Source organism: Streptomyces atratus, assembly GCF_900119365.1.
GTDB lineage: Bacteria > Actinomycetota > Actinomycetes > Streptomycetales > Streptomycetaceae > Streptomyces > Streptomyces atratus_B.
The window spans coordinates 41,039-63,664 of sequence record NZ_FPJO01000027.1; the positions used below are offsets into that span (position 1 = coordinate 41,039).

The window sequence follows — 22,626 nt, forward strand, 5'->3', positions numbered from 1 at the left end:
TTTCAGTCCCCTCGGAGGGCGGTTTCGAGGACCGCGGCGATCTCGGCCGCCGGGCCCGGGGTGAGTACGTCGCTGTGACCGCAGTCCAGTTCGTGCACATCGAGCGCGGCGGTCACGCGCTGCCAGGCCTCGGTCTTCTCGGCCGTGGTCGGCCACTCGTCGTGCGTCGCGGAGAAGAGCGTCGTCCGGCCGCCGTAGGGGGACGGGCGCCACTCCCGTACGAGCCTGGTGTGGTGCGCCCCGGCGTCGACGAGGTTGTGCAGACGCGCGGCGGAAAGGCCGTCGAAGGCCCCGCCGCGCGCCATGGCGAACACCGCGGAACGCTCCAACTGCCCCGTTTGGAACGGTAGTTCAGGTGCGTGGGAGTGGAGCAGGATGCGCAGCATCTCGTCCTCGACGGCGGCGGGGTCCAGCGGGGTGCGCCTGATCTCCTCCGGCATCGGCATGGCGTCCACGACCGCGAGCATCCTGACCTCCTCGCCGGCCCGGCGCAGCCGTACCGCCAGTTCGTGGGCGAGCGGACCGCCGAAGGACCGGCCGATCAGCAGGTACGGTCCGTGCGGCTGGAGTTCGCGCACCCGGCGCAGATACTGGTCCGCCATCTCGCCCATGGTGGCCGGGAGTTCGCCGACACCGTTCAGCAGCGCCGGGCTCTGCAGGGTGTGTACGGGACGGGCCGGATCGAGGTGCGGCAGCAGGTTCACGTACGACCAGCTGAGACCGAGCCCCGGGTGCACGCAGATGAGCGGGGTGCGGCGGCCGCCGGTGCGCAGGGTGAGCACCGGCTCCAGGCTGTTGTGGTGCGGCTCGCCGGAGGCCGTCGTGGGCTCGTGGCGGTCGCGGGTGGCGCGCAGCGGTGTCCGGGGAGCAGGGCCGTTCGTGGCCGGCGGCGCGTCGAGCCGGGCGGCGAGAGCGGCCGGAGTCGGCGCGTCGAACAGGGCGGAGACCGGGATCCGTACGCCGAGGACCGTCTCGATCTTCGACTTCAGGCGCAGGGCGGTCAGTGAATGGCCGCCCGCCAGGAAGAAGTCGGTGTCTGGCCCGACCGCGGGCATCCCGAGCACCGTGCCGAACAGCGCACACAGCTCCCGCTCGCGCGTGGTGCGCGGCGCCCGGTGGGCCGCCGGTTCCCCGGTGGGTCCGGGTTCGGGGAGCGCGGCCCGGTCGACCTTCCCGTGGCGGGTGAGCGGTACCTCGTCGATCCGGACCCACAGCGAAGGCACCAGGTGCGCCGGCAGCTGCTCGGCGGCATGCTCCCGCACCCCGGTGAGGGCCCGTTGCCACTGCTCCTCCCCGCCCCTGCCCCCGGCCGGCAGCAGCCAGGCGGCCAGCAGCTTGCCGCCCGCCGCGTCCCGCCGGGCACCGACCACGGCCCGCGCCACGCCGGGGCAGTCCGCCAGCGCGGCCTCGACCTCGGCGGGCTCCACGCGGAAACCGCGCACCTTGACCTGGTCGTCGGCCCGGCCCGCGAACTCCAGCACGCCGTCCGGCGTCCAGCGGGCCAGGTCCCCGGTGCGGTACATGCGGCTGCCCGGCGGCCCGTACGGATCGGCGACGAACCGCTCCGCGGTGGGGACCGGCCGCCCGAGGTAGCCCTGGGCGAGCCCGCTGCCGCCGATGTACAGCTCACCGGTGGCGCCCGCCGGGACGGGGCGCAGCCGGGCGTCCAGGACAAGGGCGCGGGTGTTGTCCAGGGGACGCCCGATGGGGACGGTGCCAGGGTGCCCCGCCGAATCCCGGGACGCGGTGTGCGCGGTGGCGAAGACGGTCGTCTCGGTGGGGCCGTATCCGTTGACGACCGCCGTGTCCGGGCAGTGCTCCCGGATCCGGCGCACGGTGTCGGGGGCGAGGACGTCGCCGCCGGACCACACCTCGCGGAGCCCGGACAGTGCCGCGGGCGCGATCTCCGCGACGGTGCGCAGCAGTTCGGGTGTGAGCATCAGCGCGGTGACCCGCCGTTCCCGGACCACCCGCTCCAGCAGGTCGGGGGTGACCGCCTCGGCCGGGGCGACGACCACCGTCCCGCCGTTCAGGAGGGGTACCCACACCTCGTAGGTCGAGGCGTCGAAGGTGTACGGGTTGTGCAGCAGCACCCGGTCGTGGGCACCACCGGCGAAGCGGGCGTCGACGGCCAGTTCGGTGATCGCCCGCTGCGGGACCACCACCCCCTTGGGTTCCCCGGTGGAGCCGGAGGTGTAGATCACGCAGGCGGCGGCGCCGGGATCGGTGGGTACGCCCTCGAAGGGTGCGGTCCCGGACTCCTCGGTGACGTCCAGCACCGGGGTACCGGCGGGCAGCCGGGCGGCAGCCGGACCCGTCCCCGCGGTGAGGACGAGCGAGGGGGCCGCCGCCGACATCAGCCGGGCCAGCCGCTCCTGCGGCTGCGCCGGGTCGAGGGGGAGCCAGCAGGCACCCGCCTTGAGGACCGCGAGCTGGGCCACGACCACGGCCTTTGAACGGGGGAGCAGCAGGGCCACGGTGTGACCGGGTGCCACACCGGCCCGGACGAGGCGGCCGGCCAGCCGGTCGGACGCGGCGTCGAGCCCGGCGTAGCTGAGCAGCTCGCCGTCCGTGTCGACGGCCGGTGCGTCCGGGGTACGGGCTGCCTGGGCGGCGAACCGCCCGGCGGGGGTGGCGGGTTCGGCGGGCGTCCGGGCCGGTCCGTCGGCCAGGGCCAGCTGCTGCTGCCGCTCCGCCGCGGGCAGGGCGTCGATGTCGTCCACCGGTGTCCGCGGGGAGCGGGCCAGCTGCTCCAGCACGTGTGCCAGGCGCTCGGTGACCGCGTCGGCGCGGATGCCCCGGCGGCAGCTCACCGACAGCAGCAGCCGGTCCTCGGCGACCGTCGCGACGGTGACCGGGTAGTGCGTCGCATCGGTCACCTTCACCAGGCGGACGGCGCCGGGGCCGTCGTCGCCCCCGGCGCCCCGGGGGAAGTTCTCGAAGGCGACGACCGAGTCGAAGAGTTCACCGGCCCCCACGGCGCGCTGCACCTCGGCGGTGCGGGCGTGGTGGTGCTCCAGCAGCCGGGACTGCTCCTCCTGGATCCGCAGGAGCAGCTCCTCCACCCGCTCGCCGTCTTGCAGCCGCACCCGGACCGGCAGGGTGTTGATGAACAGGCCCACCATGGACTCGACGCCCGGCAGGTCGTGCGGGCGCCCCGAGACGACCGCGCCGAAGACCAGGTCGCGGGCGCCGGTCAGCCGGGCCAGGACCAGCGCCCAGGAGACCTGCACCAGGGTGTTGAGGGTGACGCCCGTCTCGGCGGCCCGCCGGACCAGCAGCTCGGTGAGGCCGGTGGTCAGCCACAGCTGTGAACGGTCGGGCGCGGTGTCCGGTCCGGCGGGGGCCAGCAGCGCGGGCCGCTCCAGGCCCTCCAGCGACTCGCACCACGCGGCCTCCGCCTTGTGCCGGTCCCGGCCGCCCAGCCACACCAGGTAGTCCCGGTAGGGCGCGGCGGGCGGCAGCGGCCGGCCCGCCACGAGGGCGTCGAGGTCCCGCTCGACGACCGGCATCGACCAGCCGTCCAGCAGGATGTGGTGGAAGGACACGATCAGTTCGGCGCCGGTGTCGTTCCGCAGGAACGTGGCACGGACCAGCGGCGGGCGGGCCAGGTCGAATCGGAGCGCCGCGTCCTCGCGCAGCACCTCGTCGGTCCGCACGTCCACCGCGTCCGGGGCGAGACCGGTCAGGTCCACCTCGGTCCACGGCACCCGGACCGCCTTCGGCACGACCTGGACCGGCCGGTCCAGGCGCTCGTGCCGGAAGCAGGCGCGCAGGTTCGGGTGCCGGTCCAGGAGCGCGGTGACCGCGGCCCGGACCGTTTCCCCGGCGATCGAGGGGCCGGTCAGGAACCGGGCCTGCACCAGATAGGGATCGGGTCCCTCGGTCTGCCGGGCGGCCTGGAAGAGCAGGCCCTCCTGGAGCGGGGAGAGCGGCAGCACGTCCGCGATGCGCGCGTTCATCGTCGCTCCCCCTCGCCGTCGAAGCCGGCGTCGAGGTCGTCGAAGTCCATGTCCTGCCCGAGCAGTTCGAGCTGGTCGCCGGTGAGGTCGACGAGCGGGAAGTCGGACGGGGTGTGGACGGCCCCGCCGTCCGGCCCGCAGTGGTCCGCGAGGACACCGAGCGCCTCCGACCACGCCCCGGCCAGCGCGCGCACCTCGTCCTCGGTGAGCACCCCCGACGGGTAGGAGAAGCTCGCCTCCAGAATGGGCTCGCCGTTCTCCTCACGGGCCAGCACGTCCACCTCCAGGGTGTGCGCCAGCGGCACGGCGTCCGGGCCCGGCTCCAGCAGCCGCCCGCCCGCCGCGTCGCCCGCGGCGAACCGGCCCAGATAGTTGAAGCGGACGTCGGGGGCCGGGAGCGCGGCGAGCGCCGGGCCGGTCTCGGGGTCGAGGTAGCGCAGCAGACCCCAGCCGAGCCCGCCGGAGGGCACCGAAGCCAGCTGCTCCTTGACACACTTCAGGGCCTCCCCGGGCCGGCCGCCGGGTGTCACCGAGGCGGCACCGAGGTCCAGGCGGACCGGGTACTGCGTGGTGAACCAGCCGACGGTGCCGGACACGTCGACCTGGGCGGAGACGACCTCGCGCCCATGGCCCTCCAGATGGACGACGAGCGCGGAGCCGGTGCCCCGCCGCCGGCCGGCCGCAGCGGTCAGGGCGGTCAGCATCACCGCGTCGGGACGGCAGTTGAAGACACCCGGCAGGGTGACGAGCACACTGCGGGTGAGCCCCGCGTCCAGCTCGAAGGTGAGGGTCTCCCGCTGTCCGTCCGACCCCAGGCCGCCGGCCAGGCTCGCCGTGTCGTCCGCCAGCTGCCGCTCCCACCAGGGGAGTTCACCGAGCCGCAGCCCGGCTTCCTGGGAGAGCAGCCGGGACCACCGGGTGAACGAGGCGCTCCTGGCGGGCGCGGCCTCGCCCTCGGCGCCGCGGTCCAGCGCCGCGGCGAGCTCCTGGCCGATCACCCGCCAGGAGAAGCCGTCCACCGCCAGGTGGTGCACGGTCAGCAGCAGGGCGCCGGGCCGGCCGGGGCCGGGGTCGAGCCAGAGAGCCCGCACCATCTCGCCGTGCTCGGGCCGCAGGGCGATGGTGCGCGCCAGCTCCGTCGCCCGGGAATGGAGATCGGTGTCCGCCGGAACGGCCACCCGGACGGCCATCGCGTCGGCGGGCGCGCTCTCCTCGGGCACCTGGAGCTCCCAGCCGGTGTCGTCCCCGCGCACCAGGCGCATTCGCAGCGCGGCATGCCGCTCGACGAGCGAGGAGACGGCCGCCCGGATCGCCGCGAGTCCGGTGCCGGGCGCCAGCGGGAAGAGCATGGACTGGGTGAACGCCGCAGTGTCCCGGACCTGTTCGCGCCACCAGTGCATCACCGGGGTGAGGGGCAGCCGCCCGGTTCCGGTGTCCTCCTGTTCCGGGGCGTCGCCGTCGGGCGTGCGGGCCAGCACGGCCAGCCGGGCCGGGGTGCGTACGGTGAACACGTCGTGCGGCGAGAGCACGAGCCCGGCCGCCCGCGCCCGGGCGGCGAGCTGGATCGCCATGATGCTGTCGCCGCCGAGCCGGAAGAAGTCGTCGTCTGCACCGGCCTGTTCGAGGTCCAGGAGCTCGGCGAAGAGCCCGCAGAGGATCTTCTCCCGCGCCGATCCCGGGAGCCGGACGGTGTCCGTGGCCCGTGGCGCGGGCGCGGGCAGGGCGTCCCGGTCGAGCTTGCCGTGGGACGACAGCGGCAGCGCGTCAAGAGCCACCACGGCGGCCGGGACCATGGCCGCGGGCAGGCGCCCGGAGGCGTGCAGCAGCAGCGCGTCCTCGTCGATCTCCGCTCCCGGCGCGGGCACCGCGTACGCGACGAGCCGGTCGCTGCCGGCCCGGTCGTGGCGTACGACGGCCACCGCCCTCTCCACGGTGGGGTGTTCCGCGAGCGCGGCGGCGATCTCGCCCGGCTCGATCCGCAGGCCGCGCAGCTTCACCTGCTCGTCGCCGCGCCCGAGGAAGTACGTGCGGCCGTTGTCGTCGCGGTGGGCGAGGTCACCGGTGCGGTACATGCGGCTGCCGGGCGGACCGTAAGGGTCGGCGACGAACCGCTCGGCAGTGAGCGCGGCGCGGCCCAGGTAGCCACGGGCGAGCGCGGCACCCGCCAGGTAGAGCTCACCGCCCGCCCCGGCCGGCACCGGACGGAGCCGCTCGTCGAGGACATAGGCGGTGGTGCCCGCCAACGGTGTGCCGATGGACGGCACCGTGCCGTCGGCGTCCAGCGGTCCGGAGACGGTGGAGACGACGGTCGACTCGGTGGGCCCGTAGGCGTTGTGGAAGCGCCGCCCCGCGGTGGCCCACCGGGCCACCAGCTCCGGCGGGCAGGCCTCCGCGCCGACCACCAGGGCACGCAGATCCGGGTGCGCTGCGGCCGGTACGGTCGCGAGCACGGACGGCGGGACGAACGCGCAGGAGATCCGCCGCTCGGTCAGCACCGTCCCGAGGGCCTCGCCCACGAGCGGGCCCGTGGGCGGCAGCACCAGGGTCCCGCCCGAGCCGAAGGCCAGGCACAGCTCGCCGACGGAGATGTCGAAGGAGGGCGGCCCGAGCTGGAGCACCCGGCTGTCGGCGTCCAGTCCGATGCCGTCCACCAGGCTCCGGGTGAGCGCGGCCACACCGGCGTGGGTGACCAGGACGCCCTTGGGGGTGCCGGTGGAGCCGGAGGTGTGGATGACGTGGGCGACATCGTGCGGCGCCGGGCCGCCGGGCGGCAGCGGCTCCCCGGACCAGGCGTCCTCGTCGAGCACCAGGGCCGGCAGCCCGGTCTCCAGGGACGTGGCGCCGGGTTCGGTGACGAGGAGCACGGGCGCGGCCTCGGCCAGGACCCGGCGGAGCCGCTCGGCCGGGTGGGCGGGATCGAGGGGCAGATAGGCGGCGCCGGCCCGCTGGACGGCCAGCGCCGCCACCGGCCAGTCGCTGCCGCGGGCGAGGGCGAGGGCCACGACCCGCCCCGGGCCGGCCCCGAGACGGACCAGCCTGCCCGCCAGCCGGGCCACCCGGTCGTCCAGCCGGGCGTAGCTCAGGGTGTGCCCCGGGGACTCGACGGCCGGTGCGTCCGGTGTGCGGGCCGCCTGCCGTGCCACCAGCTCGGGCAGCGAGAGGGGGGCGGGGGCGGCGGGCCCGGCGGATCCGGCGAGCAGCTCACCGCGCATGGCGCGGGGCACCAGATCGATGTCCCCGGTCAGCGCGGTGGGGTCGGCGGTGATCTGCCGCAGGAGCTCGACGTAGCACTGCGCCCAGCGGGCCACCGTCTCGGGGCTGAAGACATCGGTGCGCAGCCCGAAGCTGCCCTCCATGCCGTCACCGCTGTCCTTCACCACGCCGACGAGGTCGTGCTCGCCGCCGGTGTGGATGCGCTCCGGCTCCGCGAACTCCTTCATCACCGAGACGCTCGGCTGCTGCGTCAGGTGCATGAACACCCACTGGTACAGCGGGGCCCGGCCCGCGCTGCGCTCGGGCGCGGCGGCCGACACTATCCGGCCGACGGGCACGTCCGAGTTGGCCATCAGATCAGGGAAGTCGACGGCGAACCCGGCGAGCACATCGGCGAAGGACCGCTCCGGCGTCACCTTCCAGCGGGTCGGCACGGCGTTCATGACGTACCCGATGACCTGGTCCAGGCCCTTGGCCGCGCGGTTGGCGATGGGAGTGCCGAGCACCAGGTCGTCGGCGCCGCTGACCCGGTGCGCCAGGACGGCGAAGGCGGCCATCAGGACGACGTAGACGGAGGCACCGCGCTCCCGGGCCAGGGCCCGCACGGCAGCGGTGGTCGGCCCGTCGATGCGGAAGGGGACCTGCGCGATGCCGTCGCCCTCGGTGACGGCGGCGGCGCCGCCCGGCACGGTGAGCGGACCGGGCGGGTCGGCGAGATAGCGCCGCCAGAAGTCGAGCCGGCTCGCGAAGACCCCGGACTCCTCCAGCTCGCTCTGCCAGGACGAGAAGTCGGCGTACTGGACGGCGGGCCGGGTGAGGGGCGGCTCCAGGCCGTCGCGCAGGGCGCCGTACGCCTGCGCGAACTCGTTCTGCAGTACGTCGAACGACCACCAGTCGCTGATGGTGTGGTGCAGGCTCAGCATCAGGGTGGAGCGCTGTTCGCCGACCCGGACGAACCGGGCCCGGATCAGCTTGTCCCGGCCGAGGTCGAAGGGGCGGCTGCGGAAGGTCTCGAAGGCCTCGTCGATCGTCCTGGTGGTGCCCCGCAGATCCTCGCGCTCCAGATCGAAGCTCGCGTCGTCGTGGAACTCGACGTGCAGTTCGCCCGACGGGTCCGTCACGATCCGGGTCCGCAGGATGTCGTGGTGACGCTGGATCAGCGTCAGCGCAGCCTCCAGATGCGCCGGGTCGACGGGCTGCTCGAAGTGGTACGCGGCGCACAGGTTGAGCGCGGGGGTGCCGGGATACAGCGAGTCGTACACCCACAGGTCGTGCTGCGCGGGGCTCAGCGGCACCCGGCGGGCGGGGTCGCGCGGCGGTATGACGGCGGGTATCTCACGGGCCCGCCCGGCCTCCAGCAGACGGCGCATCAGACGGATGCGCTGCTCCCTGCCGAGTGCGCCGAACCGGTCGGCCATGGAAGAAGGGGACGCGGCACCCGGGACGGGGCGCGAAACGGTGGGGGCGCTCATCACAGGTTCTCTTTCAGTTCGGCCAACCGGTGCAGCCCGGCCAGTACGTCGTCGCGTCCGATGCCGAAGTCGATGAAGCAGGCGACCTCGTCGACACCCAGCTCGGCCAGATCGGCGAGCATCTTGGCGCAGTGGCCGGGGGAGCCGAGCAGGCTGCCCCAGCTGAGATAGCGCTCGAACGCGAAGTCGGCGAGCATCGCGGTCTGTTCCTCGGTGAGAGCCGCCGTCGTGGCGTCCGCGGACCGGTTCGCCGCGGTCTGGCGGACGTACGAGGCGAGATAGGTCTTGAGCGGCGCGCCCGCCATCCGGCGGACCTCCGCGTCGTCGGTGCCGACGTAGGTGTGGGCCATCAGCGTGACCCGGCCGTGGGCGTCGGTGCCCCGCTGGTCGGGGGCCGCGGCGCAGGCGGTGCGGTAGCGGGCGATCTTCTCGGCCAGCTCGTCCCGGCTCTGCCCGACGGTCGCGCCGAGCACCCCGGCGCGCAGCCGTCCGGCCGCCTCCCAGGTCTCCGGGTTGCCGGACGTGGTGATCCACAGCGGCAGGGTGTCCTGCACGGGCCGGGGCTGGGGCGTCACGGAGACCGGGGTGCCCGTGCCGTCGGGGTACTCGGCGGCCTCGCCCGCCCACAGCGACCGCAGCCGCGGGATCGTCTCCAGGGCGGACCGCCGGCGGTCCTCGTACTGCTCGGGGGCCAGCGTGAAGTCCTTGGAGTGCCAGCCGGTGGCGACGGAGAGGCCCACCCGCCCGTGCGAGAGGTTGTCCACGACGGCCCAGTCCTCCGCCACCCGCAGCGGGTGGTGGAGCGGCAGGACGACGCTGCCCGCGCGGATCCCGATCCGCTCGGTGGCGACGGCGAGTGCCGCGCTGAGCACCGGCGGGCTGGGGAAGACCTGACCCACCTGCTGGAAGTGGCGCTCGGGAGTCCAGACGGCGTGGAACCCGAGCCGGTCGGCGGTCCTGGCCACGGCGAGGATGTCCTCGTACGTCTCGGTGTGCCGGGCCCCGCCGGCGGTGGTGCTGTCCGCACCGAAGAACATCACACTGAGGTCCACTGCCACTCCTCCTGCTTTCTGCCGGTCTGGGTCTGGGGATGCGGACGGCGCGGCACTCTGGGGCGGCGCGGGATGGGGGACACGGCGGGCGGCGCGGGTCTGGCGACCGCCCGTTCGAGCTCGGCGGCGAAGGCGGCCACCGTGGGCGCGGCGAACAGCTGGGCCACCGTCACCGGCCGGCCCGCGCCGAGCCGGGCCACGGCGCGCACCGCGCGCAGGGAGTTGCCGCCGAGTGCGAAGAAGTCGTCGTCCGGGCGGGCGACCGGCACGCCGAGGACCTCGCCCCATATGGCGGCGATCTCCTGCTCCAGGGCGGTCATCGGGCGCTCGGCGGTGCCCCGGTGCCGGATGGGTGCCGCGATCCGGTCGCTCTCTTGGGCCCGCCGGGGCGGCGCGGTGAGGCCCAGCCGCGACAGGGGCGTGCCGGGGGCGGCCGCGGCCGCCCCCAGGGCCTCGGGGAGGGCGTGTGCGAGCCACTGGACGAAGTCCGCCTCCAGCGCCTCCCCGCGGTACTCGAATGTCAGCGTCAGCCCGTCCGGTGCGCCCTGCTCGGAGGTGGAGTCCGTGACATCCACCAGGAGTTCGAACCGGGCGGCGCCGGTGCGCACGATCTCGACGCCGTGCTCGGCACCGGGCAGCGTCACCTCGGCCCGTGCGTTGTTCTGGAGCGCCAGGACCACGTCGGTGAACGGCTGACGGCCGGGGGAGCGGGGAGGGTTGAGGCTGCTGACCACGTCCTCGAACGGCACGTCCTGGTGGCTGAACGCGGCGAGGTCCGTCTCCCGTACCCGGGCGAGCACTTCGGCCGCGGTGGGGTCGCCGGACAGATCGGTGCGCAGCACCAGCATGTTGACGAAGAACCCGACGACGTCCTCGACGCTGCCGTCCCCGGCGCGCCCGGCCACCGGGGCGCCGATCGCCAGGTCCTCGTCCGCCCCGGCCCGTACCAGCACGGTGGCCAGCGCGGCGTGCAGGGCCATGAAGAGCGTGGCGCCCTGGGCGCGGGCCGCGTCGACCACCCGGGCGTGGGCCGCCGCGTCGAGCCGGCGGACCACGACCTGCGCGGCCGGACCGGGTACGGCGGGACGCCCGGCGCGGCGGGGCAGCAGCGGACCGCCGGGCGGCAGTCCGTCCAGCTCCTTGCGCCAGTACCTGAGCTGGCGGGCGGCGAGAGCGTGCGGATCGGACGCGGAGCCGAGCCGGTCGAGCTGGTGGCGGGCGTGCTCCCCGTACGGGACGGCGAGCGGGGCGAGCCCCGGCGTGTCCGTTCCCCGGACCTGTGCTTCGTAGGCGCGCGACAGATCGCGGAAGAGCGGCCGCAGGGACCACCCGTCCCCGGCGATGTGATGGACCAGTACCAGCAGCGCATGCTCGTCCGGCCGCTCCCGGCGGGTGAACAGTGTTGCCCGTACCGGGAGTTCGGCACGCAGATCGAAGCGGCGCCGGGCCTCCCGCTCGATCTCCCGCTCCATCGAATCCCCGGCGACCCGCAGGTGGCGCAAGGGCGGCCGCGCGGCCGCCCCGCTCAGCACCCTTCGTACGGGGGCGCCGTCGGACTCCTCGAAGACGGTGCGGAGCACTTCGTGGCGGCCGGCGACCGCGGCCAGCGCCTCGTCCAGCGCGGCCGCGTCGACCGTGCCGCGCAGCCGGACCAGCATCGGCAGGTTGTACGCGGCGCCTGCCCCGATCCGGTCCAGGAACCACAGCCGGTGCTGCGCGTGCGAGACCGGGAGCGCGCCGGCGGCGGTGCCGGGCGCGGCGGGGGCCGCGGGCAGTGCCGGGGGAGCGGTGTCGACGAGCGGGGCCAGGAGCGCCGGGGTGGGCGCCTCGAAGAGCGTGCGGATGTCGATCTCGGCGCCGAGTACGGTGTGGATCCGGCCCAGCAGCCGGGCGGCCAGCAGGGAGTGGCCGCCGAGGGAGAAGAAGTCGTCGTCCGGGCCGACCGGGCCGGTGCTCAGCACCTGCGAGAAGAGCTCGCACAACGCGGCCGCGGTGCCGCTCGCCGCCGCCCTGCCGGGGAGGGCCGTCATGGGTCCGGGCTCCGGCAGGGCGGCCCGGTCCAGCTTTCCGCTGGGAGTGAGCGGCAGCTCGTCCAGCGGTACGAAGACCGCCGGGACCAGGTAGTCGGCCAGCACGCCGCGGGCGTAGGAGCGCAACTCCGCTTCGGGGAAGTTCTCCCGGGCACCGCCGCGCGGCACGACGTACGCGGTCAGCTGCCGGTCGCCCGCCGGGTGCTCATGGGCGACGACCGCCGCCCGGTCGATGCCGGGGTGCCGGGCCAGTACGCTCTCGACCTCGCCCGGCTCCACCCTGAAGCCCCGGATCTTCACCTGGCTGTCGGCCCGGCCCGCGTATTCGAGGACCCCGTCGGCACGCCGCCGCCCGAGGTCGCCGGTGCGGTAGAGACGCTCACCGGACGGGGCGGCGACGAAACGTTCCGCGGTCAGCGCCGGCCGTCCCCGGTATTCGCGGGCGAGGCCCGCCCCGGCGGCGTAGATCTCACCGGTGCGGCCATCCGGTACCGGACGGAGTTCCTCGTCGAGGACGTACAGCCGCTTGCCCGCCAGCGGACGGCCGATCGGCACCGGGCCCCCGCCGAGCTCGGCGAGGCTCACCGGGTGGACGGTCAGGAAGACCATGCACTCGACGGGCCCGTAGCCGTTGCTCAGCCGCAGCTCCGGCCGGCGCTCCAGGGCGCGGGCCGCGTGCGGCGCGGACAGGGCCTCACCGCCCACCACGAGTTCCCGCAGTCCGTCCATCACCTGCGGGTACTCGTCCACGACGACGTTGAACAGGGACGCCGAAAGGTACATGGAGGTGATGCCGTGCTCGGCGACGAGCCGCGCCATCACGAAGGGGTCGGGCCGCCCGCCGGGGTGCAGGACACAGGTCCCGCCGTTCATGAGCGGCCCCCACAGCTCCATGGCGAACGCGTCCCAGGACAGCGGCGCGCACTGGAGCCAGATCGCGCCGGGGCCGAAAGAGGCGAAGGTCTGCCCGGTGAGGGTGGACGTGATCGCGTGGTGCGACGAGGCGATGCCCTTCGGCCGCCCGGTCGACCCGGAGGTGAACATCACGCAGGCGATGTCGTCTGGCCGGACCCGGACGGCGCCGCGCGGCAGCGGCTGCGCCCCGTGGACGTCCTCGATGTGCACCCGCGCCACGTCGAGCATGCCGGGCGCGGCGTCGCGGGCCGAGACGACCACGGCCGTCCGCGCGTCCTCGGCCATCGCGCGCAGTCGTTCGGCGGGGAATCCGGGGTTCAGGATCACGTATCCGGCTCCGGCCTTGAGGATGCCGAGCACCGTCACGACGAGTGCGGTGGAGCGCTCCAGGTACACCCCGACCGTGTCACCGGCCCGGATGCCCCGCGCGGCCAGCAGACCCGCCAGCCGGGCCGCCCGCTCGTCGAGTCCGGCGTAGTCGATCCGCTCGTCCTCGTGCACCAGCGCCGTCGCGCCGGGCGTCCTTGCCACCTGCTCCTCGAACAGCTCATGCACGCACCTCATCGCGCTCACCTCCTTGGCACTCGTTCTGCCCGGCCGGCTCCTGCGGGGCGTCGAGGTCGGGCAGCAGGTCGTCGATGTTCCTGATGGAGCGGCTGGCGAGGCCCCAGACGGCGACCCCGGTCCCGCCGATGCCGGCGAGCAACAACATGGCCGCCATGCCGCTGCCCGGAGCGTCGCCGACGAGGGGGCCGAGCACGGTGAACAGTCCGGTGCCCCGGGAGGCCGGCGGTTCGAAGACGTGGTCGGCGAGCGGTCCGGAGACCGCCATGGCCACGGGCACGGAGATCTGCGACAGGAACATCACCGCGCCGAAGACCCGGCCCTGCCATTCGTGGGGGACCTTGGTCTGCACGATCGTCTGCATCGAGGCGTTGACCACCGTCATGAGCAGGGCGCCGACCAGGATGGCCAGGCACCAGCCGGTCACCCCGTCCACCAGGCTCATCACCACCAGGGCGGACAGGCACATGCCGACCACGCCGAGCATCATGCCCCGGCCCCGGTTCGCGGGCCCGCCCCAGGCCGCCATGAGCAGGGCGCCGGCCACTCCGCCGATACCGACCGAGGTGTTGACCGCGGCGAGCGCGCCGTTGCCGGCCCGGATCAGCACCATCGGCGAGATGAGGGCGAAACCGAAGACCATGACGAGGTTGACGATGCAGAAGTTGACGATCAGGTCGCGCAGGCCGGGCACCCGGAACAGATAGCGCAGCCCCTCGACGGCATCGGCGGTGATCCGTTTGCGCGGTGCGCCGGCTTCCTTCGTCACCCGGTCGCCGTTGAAGCGCACGATCCGGATGCCGATGAGGGCGAACGCGTAGCTCGCCACGTCGACCAGGAGCGTCGGGCCGATCCCGAAGAGGGCGACGAGCAGACCGCCCAGTGCGGGGCCGCCGATCCCGGCGGCACTCTTCGCACCTGCCAACAGGCCGTTGGTGCGGTCCAGTTGGTCCTTGCGGACCAGGAGGGGAACGGCCGAGGACAGGGCCGGGAACTGGAAGGCGGCACAGACGCCGAGCAGTACGGCGGCCGGGTAGACCTGCCAGGCGTGGAATGCGCCGAGGTAGTGGAGCAGGGCCAGCGTGCCCACCACGAGGAGCCCGCCGGCGTCGGCTATCTGGAGTGCGGTGCGCTTGGGCACCCGGTCGACGATTGCGCCCGCAATGGGACTGAACACGGCCTGCGGCAGCATGGCGCACAGCGAGAGGACGGTGACGGCGGTCGCCTTCCCCCCGGACGCCCACACCTCGACGATGAAGGCGAACCGGACCGCCGCGCTACCCGCCAGGGACACCGCCTGGCCGGACCAGACGAGGAGGAAGGGCCCCATTCCCGAAAAGCGACCGGGAATGTCCGTTGATATCCGGGTGCCCATCAGGATCCGGATCCCTTGTGCACGGGCATCCGGCACATCGTGCCCGAGCCGTCGAATCGATTCGTTGCCACGCCTCAATCCCCCAGGATGTCGCATCCTCTGCGGATCACCACGGATCCCTGTCTGAGTCGAACGGGGGTCATCATGCGGCCATTGATTACCGCTGCGTTCCCATAGCGAACGAGGGAACGGGAAGAAAGCGGGAACGATTCGGGAGGGAACCGGGAGCCGGAGAGGCAAGGGTCGTTCCGTAGTTGTCTGCAGTAAGGAGTACTCACGTGAAGGACCCCAGGGATCGTTCGCCCGACGGGACGGAACTCCGCCAGGCCTTCCAGGACCTGTCCACCGTGGAACGGTGGGCCGAGCGTGTGGCGTCCGGTGTCCAGTCCCATCCGTACACCGCGCCGGAGTCCTTGGAGGGGCCCCAGCTGAGCGTCGAGACCAGAACCGAGAACGGCATGCACACGGTGGCCGGGATCGTGGAGTGGCCGCCCGGTGCCGACACCGGCCTGGCGGTCCTGGACGAGACGGAGCGCGCGGTGCTCCGTTCCCTCGTGAGATCGCTCCTCGACCTGGCCGGTCATGAGTCGGGAACGGCCCGTACACGCGTGGTGCTCACCCCCCTCGGGCCGCGGGTCGCCGCCTGTCAGTTCGACGTGGAATAGCCGGTGCCGGTCCGTTCCCGCGGCAGTTCCCGGCGGCGGTATCGGGGCAGGAACGGACCGGGAACGCCGATCAGCAACATCAGTGGTGTCGGGAAGCGGAACACCGCAGAACCTCACAAACACCACTTAGGGGCGGGACATGGGACGCAAGCTTGCTGGAATCTTCGGGATCGTCGCCGCGACGCTGGCCTTCGGGATCGGCACGGCGGTCGAGGCGGGGCAGTCGAACGACTTCCGGAGCATTCAGCAGGTTGTCGCCGACGACAAGGGCCCCACGATCGTCGGCACGCAGGGCACCGACGACGACAAGGGCCCGACGTTGATCGGCACCCACGTGCTCGCCGACGACAAGGGCCCGACGGTCGTCGCCCGGACGATCACCGACGGCAAGGGTCCGACGGTGATCGGCACGCAGGGCACCGACGACGACAAGGGCCCGACGTCCCCCGTCATGTGATCCCCACCGCCTCGACACGCGAGCCCCGCACCGGAGTCACGGTGCGGGGCCCGTTGCTGTCCATCGATGCGGTGGCTGAGGTGCACACGCACTGTCCCGGCGTACGGCGAGGGCGGGCTGCCGTCAGCTGCGCCGGTGATCCGCCGGCACGCCCATGTCGGTGAAGAGCTGCTCGGCCTCCGCCCGGTAACGGGTCGCGTCCGGCGTGTTCCCGAGGGCGTCGGCCATGCCCGCGAGCGCGTAGGCCTGCTCGATGCGGTAGCTGAGGGACGAGGCGAGTTCGTGGGCATGGGTGTGCAGCGCGAGTGCCGCCGCCATGTCACCCTGCCGGCGGCGCAGCCGGCCCACCACGTTCTCCACCTTGGCCCGGCGCAGTGGCGAGGAGTTGGTCCGCATCATGTCGAGGGCGAGCTCCGCCGGGTCCGGTACGCGGGGTGGCTTCCCCAGCCGGTTCTCCACATCGGCGGACAGCGCCAGGGTCAGGGCGAGGTTCACCTCGTTGCCGGCGTCCCCGTACAGTGCGCGGGCCTCCGCCAGGCAGCGGTCTGCCTCTTCGTACGCTCCCAGGCCCACGTGGGCGAAGGCGAGATCGGTGATGGCGCCGGGCAGTCCCTCGTGCTGCCCCAGCTTTCGGCTCAGTTCGGCCGACCTCTCGGCCGCGTCCCGTGCCTCCTCGTACCGCCCCCACTGTTCGTAGAGCGTACTGAGGATGGTGAGGCTCTCGGCCTCCGCGCGGGGCATGTCCAGGTCGCGCTCGTGCGCGATCGCCGTCTCCATGTGGCCCAGGGCCGCGGAGAAGTCGCCGAGCAGACTGTTGAACTGGCCGAGGATGCTCTCGCTGTGCGCCTGGGTGTGCAGGTCGCCGAGCCGGACCGCGACGTCCCGGCTCTTGCGGGCGGCTTCGAGGCCCTCGGAGAGGCGGCCGAGTTTCCAGCAGGCGACGCCCAGGTTGGACAGGCTCACCCCCAGCAGCGCCAGATCCTCCAGCCGTCCCGCGGCGGCGACCGCGACCCGGCTCAGCTCGCCGAACTCCTCCAGGAGCCCGAGGTCGTTGAGCTGGAAGACGAGATTGCGGGCCAGGCACACCACATAGCGGTCATGACCCCTGCGCTCGGCGAGCGTGACAGCCGCGAGGAGCGAGGTCTGCTCGCGCAGGAACCACCTCCGCGCCTGCTCGGGGGCGGCGAGGTCGGGCAGTTCGGCCTTGGAGGGTTCGATACCGGTACTGCGCCGGCGCCGCCCGGAGTAGAGGAGGTCGCACGCCACCTCGGTGGCAGTCAGGTAGTAGCCCAGCAGCCGCTCCACCGCCGCGGAGTCCTCCGGGGACTCGACGAGCAGGCTGTGCGCGAAGCTGCGGACCAGATCGTGGAAGGTGTAGAGGCCGATCTCCGGCTGCTGCACGAGATGGACGTCGAGCAGCATCTCCAGCAGGTCCTCCGCGTCACGGGAGGAGGAGCCCAGCAGCGCACCGGCCGCGTGGACGTCCATGTCGCTGCCCGGGTGGAGGGCCAGCGTCGAGAACGCGTTCCGGCACTCCTCGTCCAGGGCCTGGTAGGACAGGCGCAGGGTGGCGGAGACGCTGCGGGCACCCGAGCTGAGCTCGTCGAGCCGCCGGGTCTCGTCGCGCAGCCGTTCCGCCAGGTACTGGAGCGTCCAGCGGGGGCGGTTGCGCAGCCGGGCGGTGGCGATCCGCAGGGCGAGGGGGAGATGGCCGCAGAGCCGGGCGAGCTCCACGGCCGCCTCGGGCTCGGCGGCGACGCGCTCGGCACCGAGCGTCTCGGCCACCAGCATCGCGCTGTCCTCGGGCGGCATCACCCCGATGGAGATCCACTGCGCGCCGTCCAGATCGACCAGACGGGCCCGGCTGGTGACCAAGACGAGGCAGCCGGGGGAGAGGGGCAGCAGCGGACGGATGGCGGCGGCGTCGCCCGCGTTGTCGATGAGGATCAGCAGCCGCTTGCCGACCAGGGTGGCACGCCACAGGGCCGTGCGGGCGGGCACGTCGTCGGGGATGAGGCTGCCCGGCACGCCGACGGCCCGCAGAAGGGTGTCGAGCGCGATTCCGGCGGTCACCGGCTGGTCGCCCGGGGTGTATCCGCGCAGGTCTATGTGGAGTTGGCCGTCCGGGTAGTCCGGGGCGAGCCGGTGCGCCGCCCGCACCGCGAGCGAGGTCTTGCCGCAGCCGCCCATGCCGTCGATGGCCACGATCCGGGGGCCCTGCTCGCCCCCGCTCCCGGCGCCCTGCAGGATTTCGGCCAGCTCCCGGTCCCGGCCGGTGAAGTCGGCGAGGTCGTAGGGCAGGGTGCTGGGGGGTTCGGCGGGCAGCGCCACGGCCACGACGGGAGCGGCGGCAGCCGGCTCGGGTCCGGCCAGGTCGGGGCTCTCCCGCAGGATTCCCTCGTACAGCTTGGTCAGGTTGGGGCCGGGGTCGATGCCCAGCTCCTCGGCGAGGAGTTCGCGTACCCTGCCGTACTCGTCCAGGGCCTCGGCCTGCCGCCCGGACCGGTACAGAGCAAGCATCAACTGGCCGCGCAGGGACTCGCGCAGGGGGTGCTGCTGGACCAGTTCCCGCATTTCCACGATGAGTTCGGCGGTGTCGCCGAGTGCGAGCTGGAGTTCGAAGAGCTGCTCCGCCGCGGTCAGCCGGCGCTCCTCGATGGAGGTGGACGCCGCCTCGATGACCGGGCCGCCGCCGCCCGACAGGACGGGGCCCCGCCAGAGGGCGAGGGCGCCGCGCAATATCTCGACGGCTTCGGCCGTACGGCCATCGGACGCCTTGAGCTTTGCTTCACGTATCAGCAGGCCAAATTCGGCCACGTCGATTTCGCATTGTTCCTGAGCGACGCGATAGCCAGGGCCATCGGTGACGAGGACGTCGGCACCTCCGGGTATCCGTCTTCGGAGATCCGCTACTGCCTTGCGCACTTGGTGGGGGGCGGTCGTCGGCGGCTCCTCGTCCCAGGCCGCCTCGACCAGCCGGGAAACCGGAATCACTTTTCCGGGCTCCAGAAGCAGAGTGGCCAGAACTCGCTCTTGTATGACACCGCCCAGTCGAAGACGCGTCCCGTCGGACCATCCCTCTATCGGGCCAAGAATGTTGAAGCGCAGCCGAAACTCTTCTGCAGTTGACACGCATCCTCCCCCTCAACTCTGCGCAGCCGCAGCGCTTCACCAGCGCGAAGCGATCGTATCCGCTGCGGGAGGAACTGGCGGTACTGCACCGGGAAGAGTTCGGGAATGGCTCGATGGAGTCTGTTCATCGACGGCAGGCCTTCGCTGCCACGGACAGCACGGAGCGTACGGAGCGTGAGCGGACCGGAAAGATCCCGGACCGGACTGTGCGTTCCGGACAGCCCTGGGCGGCCGGGTATCCGGTCATTGCGTTTTCTGAGCATGTGGAGACCGAGGAGACAATGATGAATTCCCAGCCCGCACCCGGGCTCGACGTTCTGCTGCAGAATGCGCGCCGGCGGGCGGGACTCACTCAGGAACAGCTCGCCGGGCTTTCCACGGTGAGCGTAAGAGCCATTCGCGACCTGGAACTCGGGCGGGTCCAGCACCCGCGCAGGGAAACGCTGAAGCTCCTTGCCAATGCGATGAGGCTGAGCGACGCGCGGCGCGTCGAGCTGGAACTCGCCGTCGATGCAAAGGCCGCGGGGCGCGTCTTCCAGGACATCTACGGAACGGGCCTCGCCACACCGCCGCCTCCGCTGCGCCCTCTGATCGGGCGGCGTCCCGAACTGGAGGCGCTGACAGCCCGGTTGCGCACGGATCACGAGCGGCTGCTGACCCTGGTGGGCCTGCCGGGAGTGGGGAAGTCCCGGCTCGCCCAGGAGGCCGCCTCGGTGATTCACGCCCGGGACGGGGTTCCGGTGCTGTGGGTCTGTCTGGACGACACCGCCGAGAGCACCGCGGCGGACCCCAACAATCCGCAGGCGACCGTGACCGGATGGGTGCGCGCACTCGTCCGCGACGGCGAGGAATTCGAGGAACTGGCCGCGCTCATAGGGTCCAAGGCGACCTTGATCGTGCTGGATGGTCACGATGCGTCACCATCTGTCACCCCTCGCCTGCTGAGTCTGCTGCGCGCCTGCGAGCGCCTGAAAATACTCACCACCACCGACCGGCCGGTGCAGCTGCCCGGCGGCCGGCTGCTGCCACTGGCTCCGCTCGCGGTGCCGACCGCCGCCGATCTCGCCGCCGAGCCGGTGGGCGGCTCCCTCGTCGCGGACCGGCAGGCCGTAGAACTGACGCTCTCCCATGTCAGTTACATGCGGCCCGACTTCCTCCCCACCGACTCCGTCGTCACCACCGTGGCCCACATCTGCCGGGCCCTGGACGGCATGCCGCAGGCGCTGGAGGCCGCCGCCTCGTGGCTGCTGCTGTACTCCCCGAAGCAGCTCCTGGACATCGCCCGCACCACACCGCTGGTCCTGCTCGACGGGGTGACGCCCGCCGATCCCGCCGCCGGTCCCACCCTGGGCGAGCGGCTCACCGCCGCCGTGACCGGGCTCGACCCGCAGGCCGCCGGTCTGCTCCGCGCACTGGCGACGCTGGAGGACCCGTGGACGGTGGACGGAGCCGCGCGGGCCTGCGGCACCTCCCTGGCCGAGACCGCCCGTGACGTGCATGCCCTGCTGGTCCGCGGCCTGATCCGCAGGCTCCCCACGACGGCCGGCGACCCGGTGGGCTTCACCGTGCTCAACCTGGTCCGCGCGGTGCTCGACGCCGAGCAGGAGTCGGCACCCGCCGCTCTCGCCGCCGCCCTGGCCGAATGACGGCCGCCCCGCCAGGAAGCGCGGGCAGGCTCCCGCGCCTCCCCGGCCGGGGAGCCTCCGCCCCTCCCTCCGTGCCCCTCCGCCCCGCCGCGTCACCCGGGGCCTCCCGTTCCCCGTTCCCGTCCTCGTGAAAGGCACCTCACCCATGCGCAACCTGATCTCCCTCGCCGACCTCACGCCCGCCGAGCTGGACCACCTCGTCCGGCGTGCCGTCACGTTCGGCCGCGACGGCATCGTGCCGAAGCCGCTGGCCGGACGCCAAGTAGGTCTCTACTTCCGCAAGTCCTCGACGCGGACCCGGACATCCTTCTGGAGCGCGGCGACCCGCCTCGGCGCCGATGTGATCACCTTCGGTCCGAACGAGCTGCAGCTCACCACCGGCGAGACGGTCGAGGACACCGCCCGGGTGCTCGGGCAGTACCTGGACGCCCTCGTCGTACGCACCAACGGGGACGTGGAGGAGATCCGCCGGCTCGGCAGCAGCGAGGACCTGGCCGTCGTCAACGCCCTGAGCCTGGACGAACACCCGACCCAGGCCATCGCCGATCTCGCCACCCTGGCCGAGGAGTTCGGCTCGCTCGACGGTCTGCACCTGCTTGCCGTCGGCGAGGGCAACAGCTCGGGCGCGGCCCTCGCGCTCGCCGCGGCCCTCGCCCCCGGCCTGCGCCTCACCCTGCTGTGCCCGGCGGGATACGAGGTGCCCAAGGAGACCCTGGACCTGGCGGCCGAACTCAGCGGCGGCAAGGCCCTGGTGAGCCAGGTCGTGACGGCCGACGAGGTCGAGGAGCCGGTCGACGCGGTGTACACCAGCCGGTGGCAGACCATGGGCGTGACGAAGGAGAACCCCGACTGGCTCAAGGACTTCGACGGCTTCCGGATCGACCGCGCGTTCCTGGACCGCTTCTCCGGCCCGCGCACCGTCTTCCTGCACGACCTGCCCGCGGTCCGCGGCGAGGAGGTCACCGACGAGGTGCTCGACGGCCCGTCGAGCCGGGCCTGGCGGCAGGCCCACCACAAGATGACCGCCGCCGCGGCGGTCCTGGAGTGGTGCGTACGGGGCATCCAGGACTGACCGGCCGCACCACGGCCACCGGCACCACCTGATCACCCGCACCATCGGCTCCTGGCGTACACGGGTTCACGACCGAGACCACCCGTGTCCGCCGGGAGCGTTCCGCATGTCCCGGATACGGGAGCCCGCTCCGTACGCCGTACGAGAGAGGCGGGGACGGAAAAGGGCGGGTGCGGAGGGCATGTGCCGCGCCTCGCACCCGCCCTCCAGGGCCGGGACAACCGATGGGGTCAGCCACCCATTGCCGCAACCACCGAACGCGGCCGCATATCGGTCCAGTTCGCCTCGATGAATTCTCCGCACTCCTCCTTGCTGCCCTCGTCCTTCACCAGTTCCCAGCCCGCCGGCTGCTGGATCCGGGCCGGCCACAGCGAATACTGACCCTCTTCGTTGGCCAGCACTACATAGCGGCCCTGGGAGTCCTCGAACGGGTTGGTTGCCATGATTTCCACCTCGGTTGGACGATGTTTTACGTGAATGTCGTCAGGTGTGTCTGAGTGTTTCTGCTGCAACAAATGCTAGGAGCCGCGGACCGGTTCGCCGGGCAGAAGTCCAGGCAGATCGGCGGCACCACGGACCGCGGGATCAGGCGAGCACGCGGGCCGTCTGATGTGCGTAGGTGAGGGCGACCCCGGTCGCCACGGTGGCCGCGCGCACCGCCCCGAGCGCCTCGCGCACCAGCTCCGAACGCTCCACCGGCATCACCTCGAACCCGGGCTGGCCCGCACGCACGATGGTCACCGCGGCTTCGAGCACGGCGACCTGGGCCTCGCCGAGCGCCTCCCTCCGGTCGACCCGTTCCCGTACCTCCGCCAGGACGTCCGCGAGCACGTCCGCCGCACGGACGCTGTGGCCGGTCTCTGCCATGTCATGACTCCTCGGTCTTTCGCCGGCGGATTGCACGGGGCCGGGCGCTGAATTCTGCGGGTGCAGTGCCGCCAGTCTCACGCCCCGCAGACCGCCCGGCACCGGGCTCGCGGCCAACTGCTCCCCTGCTGCCGCCCAGTTGCCGCCGCTCACGCCGGAAACGCCTCCGGAGCGAATCTACGGTTGTGGCCGAAAGGGAGTTCC

General features: G+C 72.9%; 12 protein-coding genes. 4 read left to right on the forward strand and 8 right to left on the reverse strand.

What is annotated here, in order from left to right; genetic code table 11:
* Positions 1-2: 2 nt before the first annotated feature.
* Genes BT364_RS31565 through BT364_RS31585 form a run of 5 tightly spaced genes read right to left on the reverse strand, consistent with a single transcriptional unit; the run spans position 3 to position 14,538 of the window.
* Entirely contained in the window at positions 3-3,962 is a 3,960-nt protein-coding gene (locus tag BT364_RS31565; RefSeq protein ID WP_072488645.1) for a non-ribosomal peptide synthetase, read from the reverse strand.
* A complete protein-coding gene (locus BT364_RS31570) occupies positions 3,959-8,593 on the reverse strand; it encodes a non-ribosomal peptide synthetase (protein WP_072488646.1) in 4,635 nt (1,544 codons plus the stop codon). Before BT364_RS31570 ends, BT364_RS31565 begins: the two co-directional genes overlap by 4 nt.
* 53 nt (positions 8,594-8,646) lie before the next feature.
* Positions 8,647-9,699 (reverse strand): MupA/Atu3671 family FMN-dependent luciferase-like monooxygenase, encoded by a 1,053-nt coding sequence (locus BT364_RS31575; RefSeq protein WP_072488647.1) that lies wholly within the window; start codon positions 9,697-9,699, stop codon positions 8,647-8,649.
* Positions 9,684-13,208: a non-ribosomal peptide synthetase gene (locus tag BT364_RS31580; RefSeq protein WP_079179716.1), complete on the reverse strand. Its 3,525-nt coding sequence runs from the start codon at positions 13,206-13,208 to the stop codon at positions 9,684-9,686. The genes BT364_RS31575 and BT364_RS31580 overlap by 16 nt, the downstream gene beginning before the upstream one ends.
* Positions 13,192-14,538, reverse strand: a complete 1,347-nt coding sequence (locus BT364_RS31585) for an MFS transporter (protein ID WP_072488649.1) — start codon at positions 14,536-14,538, stop codon at positions 13,192-13,194. Before BT364_RS31585 ends, BT364_RS31580 begins: the two co-directional genes overlap by 17 nt.
* A 323-nt stretch (positions 14,539-14,861) precedes the next feature.
* Between BT364_RS31585 and BT364_RS31590 the strand changes: the two genes are divergently transcribed.
* Positions 14,862-15,248: an ATP-grasp domain-containing protein gene (locus tag BT364_RS31590; protein ID WP_072488650.1), complete on the forward strand. Its 387-nt coding sequence runs from the start codon at positions 14,862-14,864 to the stop codon at positions 15,246-15,248.
* A 139-nt stretch (positions 15,249-15,387) separates the two neighbouring features.
* Positions 15,388-15,705 (forward strand): hypothetical protein, encoded by a 318-nt coding sequence (locus tag BT364_RS31595; protein ID WP_072488651.1) that lies wholly within the window; start codon positions 15,388-15,390, stop codon positions 15,703-15,705.
* A 123-nt stretch (positions 15,706-15,828) separates the two neighbouring features.
* Here BT364_RS31595 and BT364_RS31600 read toward each other — a convergent pair whose 3' ends face one another.
* Positions 15,829-18,522 carry a BTAD domain-containing putative transcriptional regulator gene (locus BT364_RS31600; protein ID WP_305729121.1) on the reverse strand — a complete coding sequence of 898 codons (2,694 nt, stop codon included), beginning with the start codon at positions 18,520-18,522 and terminating at the stop codon, positions 15,829-15,831.
* A gap of 599 nt (positions 18,523-19,121) precedes the next feature.
* Between BT364_RS31600 and BT364_RS31605 the strand changes: the two genes are divergently transcribed.
* Positions 19,122-20,483: an AAA family ATPase gene (locus BT364_RS31605; RefSeq protein ID WP_177328305.1), complete on the forward strand. Its 1,362-nt coding sequence runs from the start codon at positions 19,122-19,124 to the stop codon at positions 20,481-20,483.
* Positions 20,484-20,628: 145 nt separating this feature from the next.
* Entirely contained in the window at positions 20,629-21,555 is a 927-nt protein-coding gene (locus tag BT364_RS31610; RefSeq protein ID WP_072488653.1) for an ornithine carbamoyltransferase, read from the forward strand.
* A 230-nt stretch (positions 21,556-21,785) separates the two neighbouring features.
* Here BT364_RS31610 and BT364_RS31615 read toward each other — a convergent pair whose 3' ends face one another.
* Together BT364_RS31615 and BT364_RS31620 are read right to left on the reverse strand one after the other, a co-directional pair.
* Complete coding sequence (locus BT364_RS31615) at positions 21,786-21,998, reverse strand: MbtH family protein (RefSeq protein ID WP_072488654.1); 213 nt, start codon at positions 21,996-21,998, stop codon at positions 21,786-21,788.
* A 142-nt stretch (positions 21,999-22,140) separates the two neighbouring features.
* Entirely contained in the window at positions 22,141-22,422 is a 282-nt protein-coding gene (locus tag BT364_RS31620) for a hypothetical protein (protein WP_072488655.1), read from the reverse strand.
* Positions 22,423-22,626: the final 204 nt, after the last annotated feature.

What these genes read in the sequence shown, in the direction of transcription:
- BT364_RS31565 (WP_072488645.1), bottom strand. Translation starts at nt 3,962, where the DNA reads ATGAACGCGCGCATCGCGGACGTGCTGCCGCTCTCCCCGCTCCAGGAG.
- BT364_RS31570 (WP_072488646.1), bottom strand. Translation starts at nt 8,593, where the DNA reads ATGGCCGACCGGTTCGGCGCACTCGGCAGGGAGCAGCGCATCCGTCTG.
- BT364_RS31580 (WP_079179716.1), bottom strand. Translation starts at nt 13,208, where the DNA reads ATGAGGTGCGTGCATGAGCTGTTCGAGGAGCAGGTGGCAAGGACGCCC.
- BT364_RS31585 (WP_072488649.1), bottom strand. Translation starts at nt 14,538, where the DNA reads ATGGGGCCCTTCCTCCTCGTCTGGTCCGGCCAGGCGGTGTCCCTGGCG.
- BT364_RS31595 (WP_072488651.1), top strand. Translation starts at nt 15,388, where the DNA reads ATGGGACGCAAGCTTGCTGGAATCTTCGGGATCGTCGCCGCGACGCTG.
- BT364_RS31605 (WP_177328305.1), top strand. Translation starts at nt 19,122, where the DNA reads ATGAATTCCCAGCCCGCACCCGGGCTCGACGTTCTGCTGCAGAATGCG.
- BT364_RS31610 (WP_072488653.1), top strand. Translation starts at nt 20,629, where the DNA reads ATGCGCAACCTGATCTCCCTCGCCGACCTCACGCCCGCCGAGCTGGAC.
- BT364_RS31615 (WP_072488654.1), bottom strand. Translation starts at nt 21,998, where the DNA reads ATGGCAACCAACCCGTTCGAGGACTCCCAGGGCCGCTATGTAGTGCTG.
- BT364_RS31620 (WP_072488655.1), bottom strand. Translation starts at nt 22,422, where the DNA reads ATGGCAGAGACCGGCCACAGCGTCCGTGCGGCGGACGTGCTCGCGGAC.